15 protein-coding genes and 1 pseudogene are annotated in these 18,230 nt (G+C 66.3%); 9 read left to right on the top strand and 7 right to left on the bottom strand.

Features of this window, described 5'->3' with window-relative positions:
* The first annotated feature begins 51 nt into the window (after positions 1-51).
* The gene (gene gcvA / locus HHL14_RS30125) at positions 52-942 is read left to right on the top strand and encodes a transcriptional regulator GcvA (RefSeq protein ID WP_169501254.1); all 891 of its coding nucleotides are present in this window, start codon (positions 52-54) and stop codon (positions 940-942) included.
* Between the two features lie 76 nt (positions 943-1,018).
* On the opposite strand, the gene cobJ is transcribed toward gcvA, so the two are convergent.
* The 5 genes and pseudogenes from cobJ to HHL14_RS30100 all read right to left on the bottom strand — a co-directional run.
* Positions 1,019-3,007: a precorrin-3B C(17)-methyltransferase gene (gene cobJ, locus HHL14_RS30120; RefSeq protein WP_169501253.1), complete on the bottom strand. Its 1,989-nt coding sequence runs from the start codon at positions 3,005-3,007 to the stop codon at positions 1,019-1,021.
* Positions 2,995-3,738, bottom strand: a complete 744-nt coding sequence (locus HHL14_RS30115; protein ID WP_169501270.1) for a precorrin-2 C(20)-methyltransferase — start codon at positions 3,736-3,738, stop codon at positions 2,995-2,997. The genes cobJ and HHL14_RS30115 overlap by 13 nt, the downstream gene beginning before the upstream one ends.
* Before the next feature lie 21 nt (positions 3,739-3,759).
* Positions 3,760-4,386, bottom strand: coding sequence for a precorrin-8X methylmutase (locus tag HHL14_RS30110; protein ID WP_169501252.1), 627 nt, complete (start codon positions 4,384-4,386; stop codon positions 3,760-3,762).
* Positions 4,379-6,040 (bottom strand): oxidoreductase, encoded by a 1,662-nt coding sequence (locus tag HHL14_RS30105; protein ID WP_169501251.1) that lies wholly within the window; start codon positions 6,038-6,040, stop codon positions 4,379-4,381. Before HHL14_RS30105 ends, HHL14_RS30110 begins: the two co-directional genes overlap by 8 nt.
* Positions 6,041-6,198: 158 nt before the next feature.
* Positions 6,199-7,215 (bottom strand): annotated as a pseudogene (locus HHL14_RS30100) (sigma-54 interaction domain-containing protein); the annotation flags it as partial.
* A 513-nt stretch (positions 7,216-7,728) separates the two neighbouring features.
* On the opposite strand from HHL14_RS30100, the gene cbiE reads away from it, so the two are divergent.
* The 7 genes from cbiE to HHL14_RS30060 all read left to right on the top strand — a co-directional run bounded on the left by cbiE (position 7,729) and on the right by HHL14_RS30060 (position 15,342).
* Complete coding sequence (gene cbiE, locus HHL14_RS30095) at positions 7,729-8,952, top strand: precorrin-6y C5,15-methyltransferase (decarboxylating) subunit CbiE (protein ID WP_169501249.1); 1,224 nt, start codon at positions 7,729-7,731, stop codon at positions 8,950-8,952.
* On the top strand, positions 8,952-10,100 hold the full coding sequence (locus HHL14_RS30090; protein WP_169501248.1) for a cobalt-precorrin-5B (C(1))-methyltransferase: 1,149 nt from the start codon (positions 8,952-8,954) through the stop codon (positions 10,098-10,100). The genes cbiE and HHL14_RS30090 overlap by 1 nt, the downstream gene beginning before the upstream one ends.
* Positions 10,097-10,837 carry a cobalt-precorrin-6A reductase gene (locus tag HHL14_RS30085; protein ID WP_169501247.1) on the top strand — a complete coding sequence of 247 codons (741 nt, stop codon included), beginning with the start codon at positions 10,097-10,099 and terminating at the stop codon, positions 10,835-10,837. The genes HHL14_RS30090 and HHL14_RS30085 overlap by 4 nt, the downstream gene beginning before the upstream one ends.
* 12 nt (positions 10,838-10,849) lie before the next feature.
* The gene (cobM, locus tag HHL14_RS30080; RefSeq protein WP_169501246.1) at positions 10,850-11,578 is read left to right on the top strand and encodes a precorrin-4 C(11)-methyltransferase; all 729 of its coding nucleotides are present in this window, start codon (positions 10,850-10,852) and stop codon (positions 11,576-11,578) included.
* Between the two features lie 715 nt (positions 11,579-12,293).
* Complete coding sequence (locus HHL14_RS30070) at positions 12,294-13,373, top strand: EAL domain-containing protein (RefSeq protein ID WP_169501244.1); 1,080 nt, start codon at positions 12,294-12,296, stop codon at positions 13,371-13,373.
* 158 nt (positions 13,374-13,531) lie between these two features.
* The gene (locus HHL14_RS30065) at positions 13,532-13,732 is read left to right on the top strand and encodes a hypothetical protein (protein WP_169501243.1); all 201 of its coding nucleotides are present in this window, start codon (positions 13,532-13,534) and stop codon (positions 13,730-13,732) included.
* A 449-nt stretch (positions 13,733-14,181) separates the two neighbouring features.
* Positions 14,182-15,342 carry a porin gene (locus tag HHL14_RS30060; protein ID WP_169501242.1) on the top strand — a complete coding sequence of 387 codons (1,161 nt, stop codon included), beginning with the start codon at positions 14,182-14,184 and terminating at the stop codon, positions 15,340-15,342.
* Between the two features lie 83 nt (positions 15,343-15,425).
* On the opposite strand, the gene HHL14_RS30055 is transcribed toward HHL14_RS30060, so the two are convergent.
* Both HHL14_RS30055 and HHL14_RS30050 read right to left on the bottom strand, forming a co-directional pair.
* The gene (locus HHL14_RS30055) at positions 15,426-16,472 is read right to left on the bottom strand and encodes a rhomboid family intramembrane serine protease (protein WP_169501241.1); all 1,047 of its coding nucleotides are present in this window, start codon (positions 16,470-16,472) and stop codon (positions 15,426-15,428) included.
* Between the two features lie 45 nt (positions 16,473-16,517).
* Positions 16,518-17,000 (bottom strand): hypothetical protein, encoded by a 483-nt coding sequence (locus HHL14_RS30050; RefSeq protein ID WP_169501240.1) that lies wholly within the window; start codon positions 16,998-17,000, stop codon positions 16,518-16,520.
* Between the two features lie 224 nt (positions 17,001-17,224).
* On the opposite strand from HHL14_RS30050, the gene HHL14_RS30045 reads away from it, so the two are divergent.
* Positions 17,225-18,229: an AraC family transcriptional regulator gene (locus HHL14_RS30045; RefSeq protein ID WP_169501239.1), complete on the top strand. Its 1,005-nt coding sequence runs from the start codon at positions 17,225-17,227 to the stop codon at positions 18,227-18,229.
* Position 18,230: the final 1 nt, after the last annotated feature.

Raw genomic sequence — 18,230 nt, 5'->3', positions numbered from 1 at the left:
CGCGCGGCAAACCAGATAAATTGGCTGATCGCGTTAGAAAAACTCTTGCGAATGAAACGGATCTTGCCGCCGCTCAATGCTTTGCGCGCCTTCGAGGCCGCGGGGCGACTCGGCAGCTTCAAGGAGGCCGCCGCCGCACTGCACGTCACGCACGGCGCGGTGAGCCAGCACGTGCGTCTGCTCGAAGCGTGGCTGGGCGCGTCGCTGTTTGAACGGCACAACCGGCGCGTGACGCTGACGCCGGCGGCGCGCGCCTATCTGGAGCAGATCGGCCCGTTGTTCGAACAACTCGCGCAGGCCACCGCGCAGTACGGCGTGCCCGAAGCGCTGTCGCGCACGCTGTCCGTGAATGCCCCCGCCACGTTCACGCTGCGCTGGCTGGTACCGAGGCTGGCGAAATTCCGCGCCGGGCATCCCGACGTGGAGGTCAACGTGGAGACGTCGAACGGACCGCTGGAGAGTCTGAAAGAGAACTACGACGTGATCATTCGCGGCGGTCCGGACACGTTCTATGGCTACGCGATGCGGCCGTTCCTGTCCGAGGAGCGGCTGCCGGTCTGCAGTCCGGCGCTGCTGGAGCGCGTGCCGCTGCGAGCGCCCGGTGACTTGCGACATCACACGCTGCTACACACGTCGAGTTTGCCGCGGCTTTGGCCCGACTGGCTGGCGAGCGTGCGGATGCCGGCGCTGAGGCCCGCCGCCAGCCTGACCTTCGATCATTTCTATCTGAGCTTGCAGGCCGCTGTCGACGGTATCGGCATCGCGATGGGACCGACCGCGCTGGTCGCCGACGATCTCGCCGCCGGCCGCCTGGTGACGCCGTTCACCGGTCCGCGTCTGGCGTCGCGCAGCTATTGCACCTACGTGGCGGACGCGAAGTCGGGTGATGAACGGGTCGCGCTGTTTCGTTCGTGGCTGGAGAGCGAGGGGATGGATGCGTGAGCGGCGAGCTTGAGCATGAGTTTGAGCGGGTGGGGGCCCGCTCAGGTGTCTCACTCATGCCTCTCCTGCGGGTATCTCACTCGTACCAGCGCGGCGTATAGACCCACTCGGCGCCGTGCTCGCCGCCAGCAGTAAACCTGCGCGTCAGCGACGAACCGACGATCACCATCGTGCGCATGTCCACGTCGGTTGAACGCAACTCGCCGAGCGTCAGCGTGCGCAGCGTGCCGCCCGGTCGGCCGATGTCGCGTCCAAGCACGACCTCGGTCGATGCCGCGCGATATTCCCGCACGATGTCGAGCGCCTTGTCCAGTTGCCATGGGCGTGCGCGCGAGATCGGGTTGTAGAACGCCATCACGAGATCGGCTTGCGCCGCGTGACGCAGGCGCTGTTCGATGATCGTCCACGGCTTCAGGTTGTCGGACAGCGACAGCATGCAGAAGTCGTGGCCAAGCGGCGCGCCGGCCTGAGCGGCGGTCGCGAGTGCCGCCGACACGCCCGGCACGATCGCGAGTTCGACCGCGGCCCACGCGTCGTTCCGCGACGCTTCGAGCGCTTCGAGCACGGCCGCCGCCATCGCGAACACGCCCGGATCGCCCGACGACACCATCACGACCGAGCGCCCGTTGCTCGCGAGTTCGAACGCGTGCCGCGCGCGCTGCATTTCCTCGCGATTGTCGGTGCCGTGCACGCGCTGATCGGCGCGCAGCGGGCCGGCCATTTTCACGTAGGTGTCGTAGCCGAGGATGTCGGTCGCCTCGTTCAACGCGGTGCGCGCGGCCGGGACCATCAGGTCGGCGCGGCCGGGGCCGAGGCCGATCACGGTCAGGCGGCCGCGCGGACGGCCGAGCGTCGCGGGATCGATTGCGAGGGCGGAGACGGCGAGCGCGACGCCGGGCTGTGCGGGGTCGTGCAGCGTGTCGTGAGGGACGCGTAGGGCCGCGTGTAGCAGTGCGGTTGCCTTGGGGGGGGCCTCTTCGGAGCTGGTCGAAGCGAAGCGTAGTGGCACGTTCAGAAGCTGGGCGGCTTCGGCGAGCGCCGGGTCGGCCATGTCGGCCGCGGGGGCGAGCAACGCCGCGAGCGATAGCGGTGAGAGGCCGTGCGCGCTGAGGGCGGCGTGTACGCGTGTTGCGATTGCCTGGGCGGGGCTGCTACTGGCGCTGGTATCGGCTTCTGCGTTGGCGTCGAAAGCGGCATTGGCACCAGTGCCGAAAGCGGCATCAGCATCCGTTCCAGTTTTAGCGCGCGCGAGATGACGGGCATCCGCCTCCGCAGTCGTGCCGCCGCTAACGCTAGCATCCCGCTCACGCCACCCGTCACCGCCCAAGGTCACTCCCACAGGCGCCACCGCCGCCACGACACTGCGCGGATGAATCACCAGCTCGTCATCCCGCCCATCCCATGCGCGCGGCGTCACGCGAATCGCGAGACGCGCGGAGGCGGAGCGCGGCAGTTGCGCGTCGTCGAGCCACGGCGCGTCGCCTTCGATGCGGGTGCTTTCGCCCGCCAGCAGATCCGACACGAAGCGCTTGCCCTGGCCGAGATCGGCGAGCGCGTAGCCGTCGGGCGGATTGAGCACGCAGGTGCCGAAGCGCAGCTCGCCGGTCGTCGTAATCGCCGGTTGCACGGCGAAAGCGGCGGCGATCTCGCGCGCCATCACGTTGACGCCCGCGAGACCGCCGAGCAGCGGCACGACCGCGCTGCCATCCTCGGCGACCGCGAGCACCGGCGGCTCGGCGCCCTTGTTCGACAGCAGCGGCGCGAGGCAACGGATCACGATGCCGGCCGCGCACAACGCGACGATCGGCGTGCCGCGCGCGTACAGGTCACGCAGATGCGCGCCGAGTTCAACGTACGACACGTCGGCATCGACACGGCCTTGCAGCGCATGTACCTGGCAATCCGTAGCAATGCGCGGCGCGGCGTGAATGCCTTGAGCGGCGGCATCAGCGGCATCGGCCGCGCGGGACGCCCCCCCTCCGGCATACAGCGCCTGAATCCGCCGCGCGGTTGCGAGCGCTCCGGCGCCGAGAATCACGATGGCGGGTGCGCTCAGCCTTGCCATTTCTGCCCCGGCACGACCAGCAACGAAAAATACGGCGACGCCATCGGATCGACGTCGGCGAGCGGCACGATGCGCTGATTGGCCATCGTCGCGCGTTCGACGTACAGCGCGCGTCCGGCGAGGCCGAGTTCGTCGAGCACGCGTCGCACCTTGTCGAAATTGCGGCCGAGCTTCATCACGACCGCTGCATCCGCATCCGCGAGACGGCGGCGCAATTCGTCTTCCGGCAGCACGCCGGACAGCACCGACAGACTCTGGTTGCGATACACGAGCGGTGCGCCGAGCACCGCCGCGCCGCCGAGCATCGAGCACACGCCGGGCACGACCTCGCTGTCGTAGCGCGCCGCGAGCCGGTCGTGCAGATACATGTACGAGCCGTAGAAAAACGGATCGCCCTCGCAGATCACCGCGACATCGCGGCCCGCGTCGAGATGACCCGCGACGATCTCAGCGGCGGTGTCGTAGAAGTCGGCGATGATCGCCTCGTACGACAGCGGCGGCTCGAGCGCTTCGGTCGTCACCGGATAGACGAGCGGCAGATGCTGTTGCGCGTCGTGCAGATGCGCCTCGACGATTCCGAACGCGTTGCCTTTCTTGCCCTTCGCGACGAAATACGCGACCACCGGCGCGGCCTGCAGCAAACGCAGTGCCTTCAGCGTGAGCAGCTCCGGGTCGCCGGGACCGACGCCGATGCCGAACAGCGTGCCGCGAGTCTTCGCCGCGGTTTCCATCGTCGCCACGGAAGCCGTCATTTATTCAACCTCCGTCGCGAGCGCGTTGACCGCGGCGGCGGCCATCGCGCTGCCGCCGCGTCGGCCGTGCACGACCACATAGGGCACGCCGCGGCTGTTGTCGGCGAGCGCCGCCTTCGATTCCGCCGCGCCGACGAAGCCGACCGGAAAGCCGAGAATCAGCGCGGGCTTCGGCGCACCAGCGTCGAGCAGATCGAGCAGATGAAACAGCGCGGTCGGCGCATTGCCGATCACGACGACGCTGCCGGCAAGACGCGGACGCCACAATTCGAGCGCGGCGGCCGAGCGCGTATTGCCGAGTTCGCGCGCGAGCGCCGGCACGTTCGGATCGGTGAGCGTGCAGATCACGTCGTTGTCGGCGGGCAGCCGAGCGCGCGTGATGCCCTGCGCGACCATGCCCGCGTCGCACAGGATCGGCGCGCCTTGCGCGAGCGCGGTGCGGCCCGCGTGGCCGGCGCCGTCGGAGAAGGCGAGGTCGTCGATCACGTCGACCATGCCGCACGCGTGGATCACGCGCACCGCGAGTTTTTCCAGGTCGGCGGGGATGCGCGCGAGGTCGGCTTCCGCGCGGATCGTCGCGAACGATTGGCGATAGATCTCCTGACCGTCGCGAATGTAGTCAAGCATGGGGGTTACTCCGGGCGAGGCGCGCGAGTAGCGCGGCAGCCTCGTCGATCGTCTGTTGATTGGCGATGCAGCGGCCGAAGCCGGCGCTGCCGTCGCGTTGATAAATGTCGTAGCGGCCGGGCGCGGCCGCAAGCAGCGTGTACGGCGCGCAATGCGCGGCCGCGCAGGAACGTGGGCAGCCGCTCAGATGCACGTCGACGCCGGCGGGCAATTGCGCGGCGAGTTGCAGCGCGTCGGCCTTGGTGTCGGCGAGGCCTTTCGCGCAGCCGCTCGAACCGGCGCACGCGATCACGTGCGCGATGGTCTGCGCGGGGTCGCACGCGAGGCCGAGCGCGATCAGCCTGATGAGCACGGCGGGCACGGCCGACGTCGCGATATCGGGCAGCAGCACGCTTTGCCAGGGCGTCGCGTGCAGCATGCCGTTGCCGTACCGCTGCGAGAGCGCCGCGAGACGGCGCAACGTGCTCGCATCGAGCCGGCCGAGCGGCGGCTGACCGCCGACGTGCCAGAGTCCCGCGTGGTGCTGCGCGTGCGCGCCGAGGCGCAGCAGCGCGTCGGCCGCGCGTGGGCGTTGCCAGTGGCTGAGCGACGCGTCGCGCGCGAGCGGGAAATCGACGTAGCGCTGCGCGTGCCGCAGTACCGCGTCGGCGCTGTGCGTGGCGAGCAGGTCGCGCATGCGGGCCGCGTCGGCGGCGGCGAGATCGAGGAAGGTGTGCAGCAACGCGTGCACGAGCGCCGGTACGCGCGACGGCAGCACGGTGCCGAGCGCGCCGGTGCCGTTCGCGTTTTCGTTCGCGTTTCCGCTGGCGTTGTGATTGGCGTTGGTGCTTGCCTCGGTGCTCGCGTGGGCGGATGCATTGTTGGCGGCCGTATTGGCAGTCGCCGGCCCCGGACATCCCGCGAAACCGAACACGAAACGCACGCCTTCTTCGCCGATCGATGCCGCGAGCCACACGTCGTGCGGATGATCGAGCCGCGCGAGCCGTTCGCCGCCGTCGAGCAGCAGCGCGAATTTCGGCGACAACGCCGCGAAGCGCGGGTCGCCTTGCAGCAGCGCGAGCAGTTCGGCGCAGAGCGGTGTCGTGTCGATCAGCGCATGCGGATCGCGGCCGGCGGCGGGGCTGATCATCACGTTGCGCACGTCGTCGGCGGCACTGAGCGCGGCGGTGTCGGGCGAGTCGGCGTCGTTCGCCGCGGCGTAGGGCGATGCTGACGGCGATGCGACAGCGGAGACTTCGGCGGAAGCAGAGGAAGCAGAGGAAGCGGCAGAAGCGGCCGCAGACGCGACGCACGTGACCGACGCGAATGCCGAAGCCGGCCCGAGCCCCGCGCGAAGCAGCGCCGCGCTCAAAGCCGCTTCATGTCCATCGCGCACGCCGCGCAATTGCAGATTCGCGCGATTGGTCAGTTCGATCACGCCGTGCGCGTGACGCGTGGCGGCATCGGCGATCGCGTGGACCTGCGCGGCGCTCAGCACGCCACCGGGCAGCTTGATGCGGCAGATGCCGCCATCGCGCGCGGCGACGATGCGCACGAGTCCCGGACATGCGGAGGACCGCGACGTGGCGAGCGCGTGGGGCAAAACGTTGGAGGGCGAAGCTCGATTCAAGAGGACACCGGGTTTAGCGTCGCGCGACGGGCAGGGCTGCCGCATCGCTACATGCCGCCCGATGGGGACCGGCGTGAACCATGCGGCCGCAAAGCGCTTCGGGCTAACCGTGGGCAATCAAAGCGGCCATTATATCTTTACGGTCCGGCCGCAGCGCCTGTTTATCGGCGTGGCCCGCGGCTGGAGCGCGGCTGTGCCGGCGCTTACGCGGACGCTTCGATAGGCATGCCGCCGTGCCAGTTGTCGGCGGCGTCGTTGTTGCCGTGGCGCATGCCGTGTGCGCTCAGCAGCCGATACAGCGTGACGCGCGAGACCCCCAACTGCTGCGCGGTATCGCCGAGCTTGCCGTGATTGCGCAGCAGCGCGTGCTCGATCACCTGACGTTCGGCCGCCTTGCGCGCCTGGGCGAGCGTCGCCGGCGGGACTTCGATCTGCGCCGGCAGGCCGAGATCGCGCGCGGTCAGCATGCGGCCTTCCGACATCACGATCGCGCGGCGCACGCGGTTGTTCAGTTCGCGCACGTTGCCCGGCCAGTCGTAGTCGTAGAGCGCGGCGATCGCGTCGTGCGAAAAACCGCACAACTTGCGGCCGGCGTCATGTTTGAAGCGCTCGAAGAAATGTCCGGCGAGCAGCTCGATGTCCTTGCCGCGCGCGCGCAGCGGCGGCTCCTCGATCTGCAGCACGCAAAGCCGGTGATACAGGTCCGCGCGAAAGCGGTTGGCGGCGATCGCCGCCGGCAGGTCGACGTGAGTGGCCGAGATCACCCGTACGTCGACGTCGATCGCGGCGTTGCCGCCGAGCCGTTCGATCTGGCCTTCCTGGAGAAAGCGCAGCAGACTGGCCTGGCTTTCCAATGGCATGTCGCCGATTTCGTCGAGAAACAGCGTGCCCCCGATGGCGGCTTCGACACGTCCGATCTTGCGATGACTGGCGCCCGTAAAAGCACCGCGTTCGTAACCGAAAAGTTCGGATTGAAGTAATTGAGCCGGAATGGCGCCGCAATTCACGGCGACGAATGGCGCATCGCGACGCGGCGAGAGTTCGTGAATGGCCAGCGCCGTCAGTTCTTTGCCGGTTCCGGTTTCTCCGACAATAAGAATCGGCGCGTCGACGGTCGCGACCTTATGGATCATCCGGAATAGCGCGAGCATCACCTCACTCGAACCGATTATCTTGCTCTGTGCATTTTCATTCATTGCGTCATAGACGCAGCTCTCTCCGCCGCTCCATGCGCGAGGCATGGAGCGGGGTGTCAACCACGTTCGTGAATAAAGAAGCGCATGATAAAGCCATCCTAAATATATTAGAGCAATCATCCGATGAATTGATGTTCGAATTAATAAGTACCGGAGTTAATGATATTTACTAATTTTTACATATTTTACGACTGGAAACGCGAATATCTGATTAATAAGAATCCATGCCAGCTTTTTCTTTCTGATTAAATTGGATTCATATGTTGATCAGGTATTTTACCGGGATTGATTTAATTTTGCGTTGGCGACGATTTCATGAGGATAACGATTATTAGATGGAGAGTTTGTAAATAACGGCAAACTCGCTGCGATAGCGCAAGTCGTAATGCGCGATAGCCTGTGCGGCACCCCGCCAGCCGCGTCGCGGCGGTATCATGCGTGCTTTCAAAGCACGGGGACGCGCGCGCAAGGCTACAGGCTTGCGGTGGCGCGGCGCATCCGCTGCAAAGAGTCGACGACACGAATGAGGATGAATGCATGCCGGCATGGCTGACCGTGGTGGGCATAGGCGACGACGGCTTCGCCGGTTTGGGGCGGTCCGCGCGGCGTGCATTGCTGGGCGCGTCGGTGGTGTACGGCGGCGAACGTCATCTGGCGATGCTGCCCGCGCGGCTCGCCGCGCGCCGCGCTGCCTGGCCGCGACCATTCGATCTCGCGCCGCTGCTGGCCGAGCGTCCGCACGCGGTGTGCGTGCTCGCAAGCGGCGACCCGATGCTGTTCGGCGTCGGCGCGACGCTCGCGCGGCAACTGCCGGCCGATGAACTGCGGGTGCTGCCCGCGCCGTCGTCGCTGTCGCTCGCGGCCGCGCGACTCGGCTGGCCGTTGCAGGATGTCGTGACGGTGTCGCTGGTCGGACGGCCGCTGGCCACGCTAAACGCACATCTGCACGACGGCGCGCGGCTCTTCATCCTGAGCGCGGACGGCCGCACGCCCGCGGCGCTGGCCGAGTCACTCTCCGCACGCGGCTTCGGGGGGACCCGCATGAGCGTGCTCGAACATCTGGGCGGCGAGCAGGAGCGGCGCATCGACGGTCGCGCGGATCAATGGCCGGCCGGCGAGACGGCCGCGCTCAATCTGATCGCGCTCGACTGCCGCGCATCGGCGCAGGCGCCGCGTTTACCGCTGACCTGCGGTTTGCCCGACGACGCCTTTATCCACGACGGCCAGCTGACCAAACGCGACGTACGCGCGATCACGCTCGCGCGACTCGCGCCCGCGCCTGGCGAATTGCTGTGGGACGTCGGTGCGGGCAGCGGTTCGATCGGCATCGAATGGATGCGCGCGCATCCGACCTGTCGCGCGATCGCGATCGAAGCGCACGACGCGCGGCAACGCTTCATCGAACAGAATCGCGACGCGTTGGGCGTGCCCGGCCTGCAACTGGTGGCCGGCCGCGCGCCCGCCGCGCTGGAAGGATTGCCGGCGCCGCACGCGGTGTTTATCGGCGGTGGTGTGACTGCGCCCGGCGTGCTCGACACGTGCTGGGCGCGCTTGCGCGACGGCGGCCGGCTCGTCGCGAACGCGGTCACGCTGCAAGGCGAAGCGGTGTTGAACGCGTGGCGCGAGCAGCATGGCGGCACGCTGACGCGCATCGCGCTCGCGCAGGCGCAGCCGCTCGGCGGTTTCGATACATGGCGTCAGGCGTTGCCGATCACATTGCTCGACGTGACCAAGCCGGCAACCGCGCGCGCCGCAACGTGATGCGCGACGAGACGCCCGAACAGCCGGCGCCGCTGCGCAGCGGCTACACGACCGGCAGCTGCGCGACGGCGACCTCGCTCGCGGCCGCGCGATTGCTGCTCGCGGGCGTGGTCAGCGAAGTCGCGGAGATCGTGTTGCCGAAGGGCCAGCGGGTGCCGATGCGACTCACGTTCTGCCGGTTTGTCGCCGAAACCGAAGTTGAAGCCGAAACCGAAGCCGAGGCCGGGGAAGCACACGCTCAGACCGGCCGGATCGCCGAAGCGGGCACGCTCAAGGATGCCGGCGACGACCCCGACGTGACGCACGGCGCGCTCGTGTTCGCGCGCGTGCGCCTCGTGGCCGAGCCGGGCGTGCGGTTTCGCGCGGGGCCCGGCGTCGGCACGGTCACACGCGCGGGGCTCACGCTGCCGGTCGGCGAGCCGGCCATCAATCCGGTGCCGCGCCAGATGATGACGCGGCATCTCGACGAACTGGCCGCGCAACACGCGTATCGCGGCGGCTTCGAGGTGACGATCGGCATCGAGGGCGGCGAAGCGCTCGCGCTGAAAACGATGAACCCGCGCCTCGGGATTCTCGGCGGGCTGTCGATACTCGGCACCACCGGCATCGTGCGGCCGTTTTCGTGCTCGGCGTACATCGCGTCGATCCATCAGGGCATCGACGTCGCGCGCGCGAACGGCTACACGCATCTGGCCGCCTGCACCGGCAACGCGAGCGAAGACGCGATGCGCGCGCATTACGGTCTGCCCGATATTGCGCTGATCGAAATGGGCGACTTCGTCGGCGCGGTGCTGAAGCACATGAAACGCGCGCCGGTCGAACGTTTGAGTATTTGCGGCGGTTTCGGCAAGCTCAGCAAGCTCGCTGGCGGTCATCTCGATCTGCACAGCCGCAATTCCAGCATCGATCTCGAACAGCTCGCCACGTGGGCCGCCGCGCAGGGCGCCGACGACGCATTGCAGGCCGCGATGCGCGCAGCCAACACGAGCCAGCAGGCGCTCGCGCTGGCGCACGCGCAGCAGGTGCCGCTCGGCGATAGCGTCTGTCAGCGTGCGTTGGCGGTCGCGCGCGACATCGTGCCGGCGCAGGTGAGCGTCGAGATGTTCGCGATCGACCGCCAGGGCAAGCTGGTCGGAGTCGCGCGATGACGCGCATCCTGCTGCTCGGCGGCACCGGCGACGCACTGAAGATCGCGCGGCAACTCGGCCCCACGCACGTGTACAGTCTCGCCGGCCTCGGCAAGGTGCCCGACGATTTGCGCTGCGCGGTCCGCGTCGGCGGTTTCGGCGGTAGCGACGGGCTCGCGCGATACATCGACAGCGAACGGATCGGCCTCGTGATCGACGCGACGCATCCGTACGCCGCGCGGATCAGCGCCAACGCCGCGCACGCGAGCCGCGCGGCCGGCGTGCCGTGCTGGGCGCTGCGCCGGCCGGCATGGCAGCCGCGAACCGGCGACGACTGGCGCATGGTCGACACCTGGAACGAACTGGTCGATGCGCTGGCGCCGTTCCGTCGGCCGCTGTTGACGCTCGGGCGCGAACCGCTCGCGCATCTCGACGAGATTCCGCCGCATCAGTTCTGGACCGTGCGGGTGCTCGATGCGCACCCGGACACCGCGCGCTCGCGAACGCTGGCCGCGCGTGGGCCTTTCACGCTCGATGGCGAGCGCGCGCTGTTCGCGCTGCAGGCGTTCGACGTCGTGGTCAGCAAGAACAGCGGCGGCGGCGCGACCGAGGCGAAGCTCGAGGTCGCGCACGAACGTGGGCTGCCGGTCGTGATGCTGCGCCGGCCGACGTTGCCGGAAGTCGAGCGTGAATTCGTTAGCGTCGCCGAGTTGCTGAACGCGTTGCACGAGTATTCGCGCGACGCGGAACCTGAATAATTGGAGTCCTGAATGACGGTGTTTTTTATCGGCGCGGGTCCGGGCGACCCGGAGCTGATCACGGTGAAGGGGCAGCGCCTCGTGCGCAGTTGCCCGGTGATCCTGTATGCGGGTTCGCTCGTGCCGGCCGCTGTGCTCGAAGGGCATCGCGCGGAACAGGTGATCAATACCGCGGAACTCGATCTCGACCAGATCGTTGCTTTGCTCGCGGCCGCGCATGCGAAGGGCCAGCACGTTGCGCGCGTGCATTCGGGCGATCCGTCGCTGTATGGCGCGATCGGCGAGCAGATCCGCCGGCTGCGCGAGCTGAATATTCCGTACGAGATCGTGCCCGGCGTGACCGCGACCGCGGCCTGCGCGGCGGCGCTCGGCTGCGAGCTGACGCTGCCCGACGTGTCGCAGACGCTGATTCTGACGCGCTATGCGACCAGGACGTCGATGCCGGAGGGCGAGCAACTGGGCGATCTGGCGCGGCATCGCGCATCGATGGCGATTCACCTCGGCGTGCGGCATCTCGCGCGCATCGTCGACGAATTGCGGCCACATTACGGCGGCGACTGTCCGATCGCGGTGATTTATCGGGCGAGCTGGCCCGACGAGGAGAAAATCACCGGCACGCTCGACGATATCGTCGCGAAGGTGCAGGGCAGTGCGATCGAGCGGACTGCGTTGATTCTGGTCGGACGGGTGCTGGCGGCCGAGGGTTTCGCGGACTCGACGTTGTATGGGAAGGGGCCTTGAGAGTATTCAACCGGGCTGGATGAGTCGCCGCGCGCGGCTGCCGGGCCAATGGAAAATCCCGTTTGCGCGCCCTCGGGAAGCGCGCGGCGCGCCGCGCCGGCTTTTGCCATTTCCCCGCGCCGTTTTTCATCCCACGGAGCACGGCGCTTCACACCGCTCAGCGCTTCCACCGACTCCACTGCGGCGACCCGGACGAACCGGAATTCGGCCGGAATAGCGAAAAAAACCGTCTCCCAACCGTCTCCCAATCGTATCCAATTCGCATTTTTCCAAGTCTATCACTCTGATTTTTCTGCATTTAACAGAATTTATCAATCAATCCTGTTGGCATTAACATTACTTAACGGTTTGTTTTCGACTCTATCTCGATAATCAGCCCCAGGCGGTCGGATTGCGTGCCGCGTCATTGCGGAACCCGGTACACGATCTTAAGCACGGCAGTATTTATCGAAGAGGATAAGCATGAAACTCACGCGCCCGGACGTTCTTGCGCCAGCGCGTGCATCAGCAGAAAAGACCCGTTACGCGCGCTGTTCCATCGTGCTTTGGCTTCCTGACGATCTGGGCGATCGCTCTCGCCGGCTTGCCGATCGACGCGTCCGCGCTCGCGACGAGTATCCCGCGGCCGGCCAATACATTTCGATCGGAGAGGATCTTGATTAACTCTGACTCCAATACGTCGCCGACGCGTGACTGTGGTGACAGATGGCTGGATATGGTCGCGAAAATAACGAATATCGACGAAGTCGAGCGGCGATATCCGAGAGAGGTGGTTCGCGCGATCACCAGCGCATTCGTCGAGCGTATCCGCGAGGTGGTCGACGATCCGTCGGCGGTCTTCCAGTTGAGCCGCGGCTACGTGCGGGTCACGAATATGTTGAGCGACGGCATGAGCCTGTCGAAGACGAGTGCCTGCGTCGAAATTCTGCTCAAACATATTGCCGCGTCCAAAGGCGTGCTCTCGCTCGCGGCGATGGAGATTACCGTCGAGCGTCGAGACGGCGGCCCCCATACGAAGGTGATCAGAATTCCCGCGTCGGAAGCGAGCATGCATATCGCGCATGCGAGGCAGGTGCTGGATGCGATGGCTCAGGGGCATCTGGCGCTGGCGCGTCAGCCCGTTTTCAACGTCGACGAACAGGGCCGCTCGCTGTACGACGAATGCCTCGCGCGCGTGCTGTTGCCGGACGCCCATTGCGCGATGATGCCGGCCAGTTTCATTCCCAGCGTGGAACACGCGCAGCTGATGCACGAGTTCGACCAGATCGTCGTGACGTCGGTGATCGATCGACTCGTGGCCGATGAAACGCTGGTGCTGGGTTGCAATATTTCGGCGGGGAGCGCATTGATCTCGCCGTGGTGGATGATCATCTTCGACAGACTGAGGCGTCTGCCGGAGGTCGCCCATCGGCTGATTATCGAAATCACCGAAACCGCGCCTGTGGTGCCGCCCGGCGCGCGCGATTTCCTGCGCTATCTGCACGGGCTCGGCTGCCGGGTAGCGATCGACGATTTCGGTTCGCACTATGGCGTGCAAAACGCAATCCGGATCGGCGCGCCGGATATCGTCAAGCTGGACGCTTTCTTTTTGAGGGAAGCGAAGGACAGCACGCGCGGCGTCGAGCGGCTCCACAGTCTCGCCACTCTGGCGCGTCGGCTCGCGCACACCGTGATTATCGAAGGGATGGAAGATAGCGGAGGGCTGGAGATTGCGCGGCGCATTGGCTGCGAGTGGGCGCAAGGCTATCTGCGTAGCGAGGTGGAAAGCGCGATGATGCATCGACGCACGTCGTGACAGCCTCGTTAGCCGTACTGCAAATTTTGGTGCAGAGGTAGAGCAGGAACAACGAGAGGCAATTTTCGCCCGTGCAGGCTATTGCGGCCCGACCACATATCGACGATGATGCCGGTCCGGTGCCAACGCCCGGACCCATCACAACGGAAATACTGAACGTGGAAAAGCGCTTTTCGACACTCGCGGCGGCTTCGCTGATGGCCATGCTCCTGCTGCCCGCCTGCAGGACCGGCGCGGAGGCCGACGAAGAAAGCGAAGCGCCGTCCGATCCGGGCGGCGAGCGGGGCAGTATCCAGATCGAGATGCCCGAGCCGAAGTATGCGGCGGGGTCGTTCCACGGGAAAAGCCGTCGCGGCTGAGCGTTCACTTTATTGAGAATGAACGACCTTGCCCGGATGGCGATCCGGGCGCGCATGTCGACGCTCCTTGACGCACATCATGCCCGATGACAGTCGTGTGTCATAAAGACGACAACTCCCTTTGCATTTGTTTACGAATTCATGACGAGTCGCTATATTCCGCGCCACACGACGGAATAGACGCTTCGTTTCACTCACCCAGGCCACGCGCCTGACCGACTCGTCGACGTTCCGACGTTTCCGCCATCGATCGGCGGCTACCGCGCACACCGCGGTTGTCGCCGTGACCCGGTTCAGTTGCACCTTCCAGACACCGATCTCATTGCCGTGCCACCGCGTGCAGCGGTCGGACGCGCGTCGATATGCCGCTCGCGTCGCTTGCCGGGCCGGCCTCGCGTGGCGTCGACGACTACGCGTGGCACGGCAGTTCAAAGAAGAAAAAAGGAAACATGAAAAAAACGGTTCTTGCCGCCGCCATCCTCGGGGGCCTCGCGCTCGATGCCCATGCACAGAGCAGCGTCACGCTGTATGGCCTGATCGATGCCGGCATCAGCTACGTGAACCATGCCCGCACCGACACCGGCCATGGCAGCGTCGTCAAGTACGGCGAAGGCGTCGCGTCGGGCAACCGTTGGGGGCTGCGCGGAACCGAAGATCTGGGTGGTGGCCTGAAGGCGCTGTTCGTGGTGGAAAGCGGCTTCAACACCGGCAATGGCGCGATGCTGCTCGGCGGCATATTCGGCCGCCAGGCGTTCGTCGGTCTGTCGCAGAGAGGTGTCGGTTCGCTGACGTTCGGCCGGCAGTACTCGCTGTCGACCGACGTGCTCGGCGCCAACTATTCGAACGGCAGCCAGACCGTGGCCGGCAACTACGCGTACCGGATCAACGACGTCGATCAGTTGACGGCGAGCCGCGTGAACAATGCGATCAAGTTCAGCAGCGCGAATTTTTCCGGCTTCACGTTCGGCGCGCTGTATGGCTTCTCGAACCAGGCGGGCGCATTCGCGGGCGCGCCGGCCGGCGGCAACAGCGCGGCACCGCAAGCGGGCTCGTCGCGCACGTACAGCTTCGGTGCGAACTATGCGAACGGACCGTTGAGCCTCGGCACCGCCTATACCGACATTCGCTATCCGAGCCAGGCCGTACCGGCGTTTTCGACGACCATCGCCAATGTATCGATGGGCAACGTGCGCGACCTGCGTACCTTCGGCGCCGGCGCGCGCTATGCGCTCGGCGCGGCCACGTTCTGGGCGCTCTACACGAATACGCGTTTCGAAACGGTCACGGATGTGGCGACGACCTTCACCGCCTACGACGCCGGCGCAAAATACGCGTTCACGTCGGCGCTGACCGTGGGCGCGGGCTACACGTACATGCACCTGGGCGACGCCCACAGCGGCCATTGGAATCAGGGCAGTCTGAGCGTCGATTATTCGCTGAGCCGGCGCACCGACGTGTACGCGCTCGGCGTCTATCAGGTCGCGTCGGGGCGCAACGGCACCCAGGACGTGCAGGCGCAGATCGGCTCCACGCCGGTTTTCTTCGGCCCTTCGGGCGTGGGCGCGAACGACCAGTTGGCGTTTCGCGTCGGGATCCGGCATCGCTTCTGACGCGCCGGGTCCACATCCTTTCCTATTGCCGCGCGCGTGTTAGAGCCTGGGTGATTTCTGGCTGATGCCGGGTTGATTCCTGACTAACGCCGCGCCGGATTTCCCCGCAGTTGAGGCGCGAGCCGCTTGATCTCGTCGATCTGCGCGTGCGCGTCCTTCGCCAGCGCGCGGATCGGCGCGAACGCCGCCGCATCCAGCTCCTGCGGATGCGCGAGCAACACGGCCGCGAGCCGATACATCCGCCGGTTGTCGTCGAGGTAGCGCAGCATCGTCGCGCGTAGCGGCACGTAGCGCGAACCGGGCGGCAACGGCGCGCTTTCCACCTTCGCATACATCGCGTCCCACTCCGGCAGCAGTTGCGTGATGATCCGGTTCGACGCCGCGTCGCGTTCGATCTGCGAGGCGATCCGCGAGTGGCTCCACGCGATCACGTCGGCGAGGGTCTTCTTCTGCGCGGGCTGCAGTTCGATCAGCAGTCTGTCGAAGCTGGCTTCCTGAAGCCGGTCGGGGTTCAGATGCGTGAGCGGCCAGCTCAGCGCGGCGAGGAACAGCACCGCAGCCGTCGTGGCCGCGATCGCGCTCGGACGCGAACTGCGTTCGCGCGCCTCTTCGGTGAGCGGCCGCGCGAGCAGCGCGCCGATCAGCACGCCGCCGACGAGGCCGCCGAAGTGCGCGGCATTATCGACGCCGTGTTGCACTAAGCCGCGATACAGGCTGTACAGAATGAATACGAGCATCGCGCGACGGTTACGCGCCGCGAGCTCTGCGGGCAGTTCCTTGCGATAACGCAGCACGAAGGCGAGCAACGCGCCGGCCACGCCGAAGATCGCGCCGGACGCGCCCGCGCTGTTGACGCCCGGATGCATCAGGATGCTGACGATGCCGCCGCTGACGGCGGCGAACAGGTAAAGCGCGAGAAAGCGCAGGTTGCCGTAGAGCCGCTCGGTCGTGCGTCCGAGCAGCAATAACACGACCATGTTCGACAACAGATGCGGGAAGCCGATGTGCACGAACGCGCCGGTCAGCAGACGCCAGGGCTCGCCGTCGAGCGTATACGGCGCGAAGTTCGAACCCCACGCGACCAGCGCGGCGGGATCCGGCCGCAACGCATTCGCGCCCGTCGCGCACATCGCGATGAAGATCGCGAAGTTCAGCGCGATCAGCGCATAGGTGACTCACGGCAGCGGCGTCAGCTCGACGAGCCGCTGCGGGAACGTGTTGAGCGCGACGCGCTCGGCGGCGAACGCGGGCGTCATCTGCGCGGGCAATCGTTCGACGATGCGCCGAACGTCGTCGACGTGGCGGGTTTTCAGCGTGACGCGTTGCACGTCCTGCGGCGTCACGTGCAGGTCGAAGCCGATCCGCCGCCCGTGAAACTCGATGTCGAAAATATCGCTGCGATAAAAGCTGCGCGGCTCGCTGCCATTCGATCGGCATAACGTGACGAAGTCGCCGTTGATCGACAGCGTGCCTTTGATGCCGAATCCATGGCGAAGCGTGGCGGTGCGGCCCGGCCGGCGTGGCCTGACCGCATAACGCACGCTGAATACCGGGGCGCGGTCCGCGTGTCCGACCGCGGCCTCGGAGACGCTAGTGGCGTAAGGGGGCAGCCCAGCAGCGCGATCCGACGCTCCGAAGCCAGGTTCGACACGATCCATGTGATCGCCTTCTCTCGTTGTGTTGTTTGTGTTGTTCTTGTACTAGTGTTTTTCTTGCCCTCGTAGGCGTGGCGCCATTCTGATTCGGGCGGCTGTTTATTTCAAGTGAAAGGAATTGTGGCGACCTGTCGCGCATAATCCGATGCGATACAGCGCGCGAAATTCCCAAATTCCGCAAGTTCTGCACTGCAGCGCGGCGCGAACGCCGCTATCGTGGCGTCATCATGAAGCCCAGCACCGAACGTGATTACCGTCGACGGATCGCTCGCGTAATCGAGGCCATTCTGGTCGATCCCGGCGCGCCGCATACGCTCGACAGCCTCGCCGCCGTCGCGCATCTGTCGCCGTATCACTTCCACCGGATTTATCGCGCGCTGATGGGCGAGAGCGTCGTCGAGACGGTCAAGCGGCTGCGGCTCGCGCAGGCGGCGCAGCGTCTGACCGATGCTGCGCAGGTGACCGCCGTCGCGCACGATGCCGGCTACGACAGTCCGCAGGCTTTCGCGCGTGCGTTTCGCGATTTCACCGGCGTGTCGCCGAGCGAGTTCCGGGCGCGGCAGCGGTTGCTGGTTGGGCATCCGCTGGTCGGGGCGGCGTCGGTGCGGTCTCCGACGGCGGGCTCGGCAGGTTCGGCTGCTTGCGATGCCGCGCGGCGGCAGGCGGTGCGGATGAACGGGGCGACGCAATACGAAGGAACAGGCGAGGGTAGCGCGAGCGATTCGCGTCCCAACGTCGATGAAACCGCCGCTACCGCAGCGTCATGCGTCGAAGTCGTCGAATTGCCGCCGCTCGACGTGCTGTGCCTGCATCACGATGGCCCGGTCGCGACGATCGGCCAGACTTTTCGCACGCTGATGACGACACTGCGCTGCGAGCAGACTCCGCTGGCGCCGCAGCGGATCGGCATCTGCGCGCGCGATGCGGCGACCGGCGGCTTTCGCTATCGCGCGGGTGTCGTCGCGGGATGGGGCGACGAAACGGCGCGCGTCGAATCACCGGAACACATCGAGCCATTGCGGCTCGAAGGCGGCCTGTATGCGGTGCATCGGCTGATCGGCCCCTATGCGCTGATCTCGCCGACCTTCCGCGCGCTCAACAGCGGTTGGCTGCCACGCAGCGGTTACCGGCGCGATCGGCGGCCGGCGCTCGAGCTGTATCGCAGTTCGCCCGATCCCGGCGCGCAACCCACCTGCATCACCGATCTGCTGATTCCCATTCGGGAGGACTAAT

Source organism: Paraburkholderia antibiotica (assembly GCF_012927125.1).
Lineage (GTDB): Bacteria > Pseudomonadota > Gammaproteobacteria > Burkholderiales > Burkholderiaceae > Paraburkholderia > Paraburkholderia antibiotica.
This window is presented reverse-complemented; position numbering and strand designations above follow the sequence as displayed.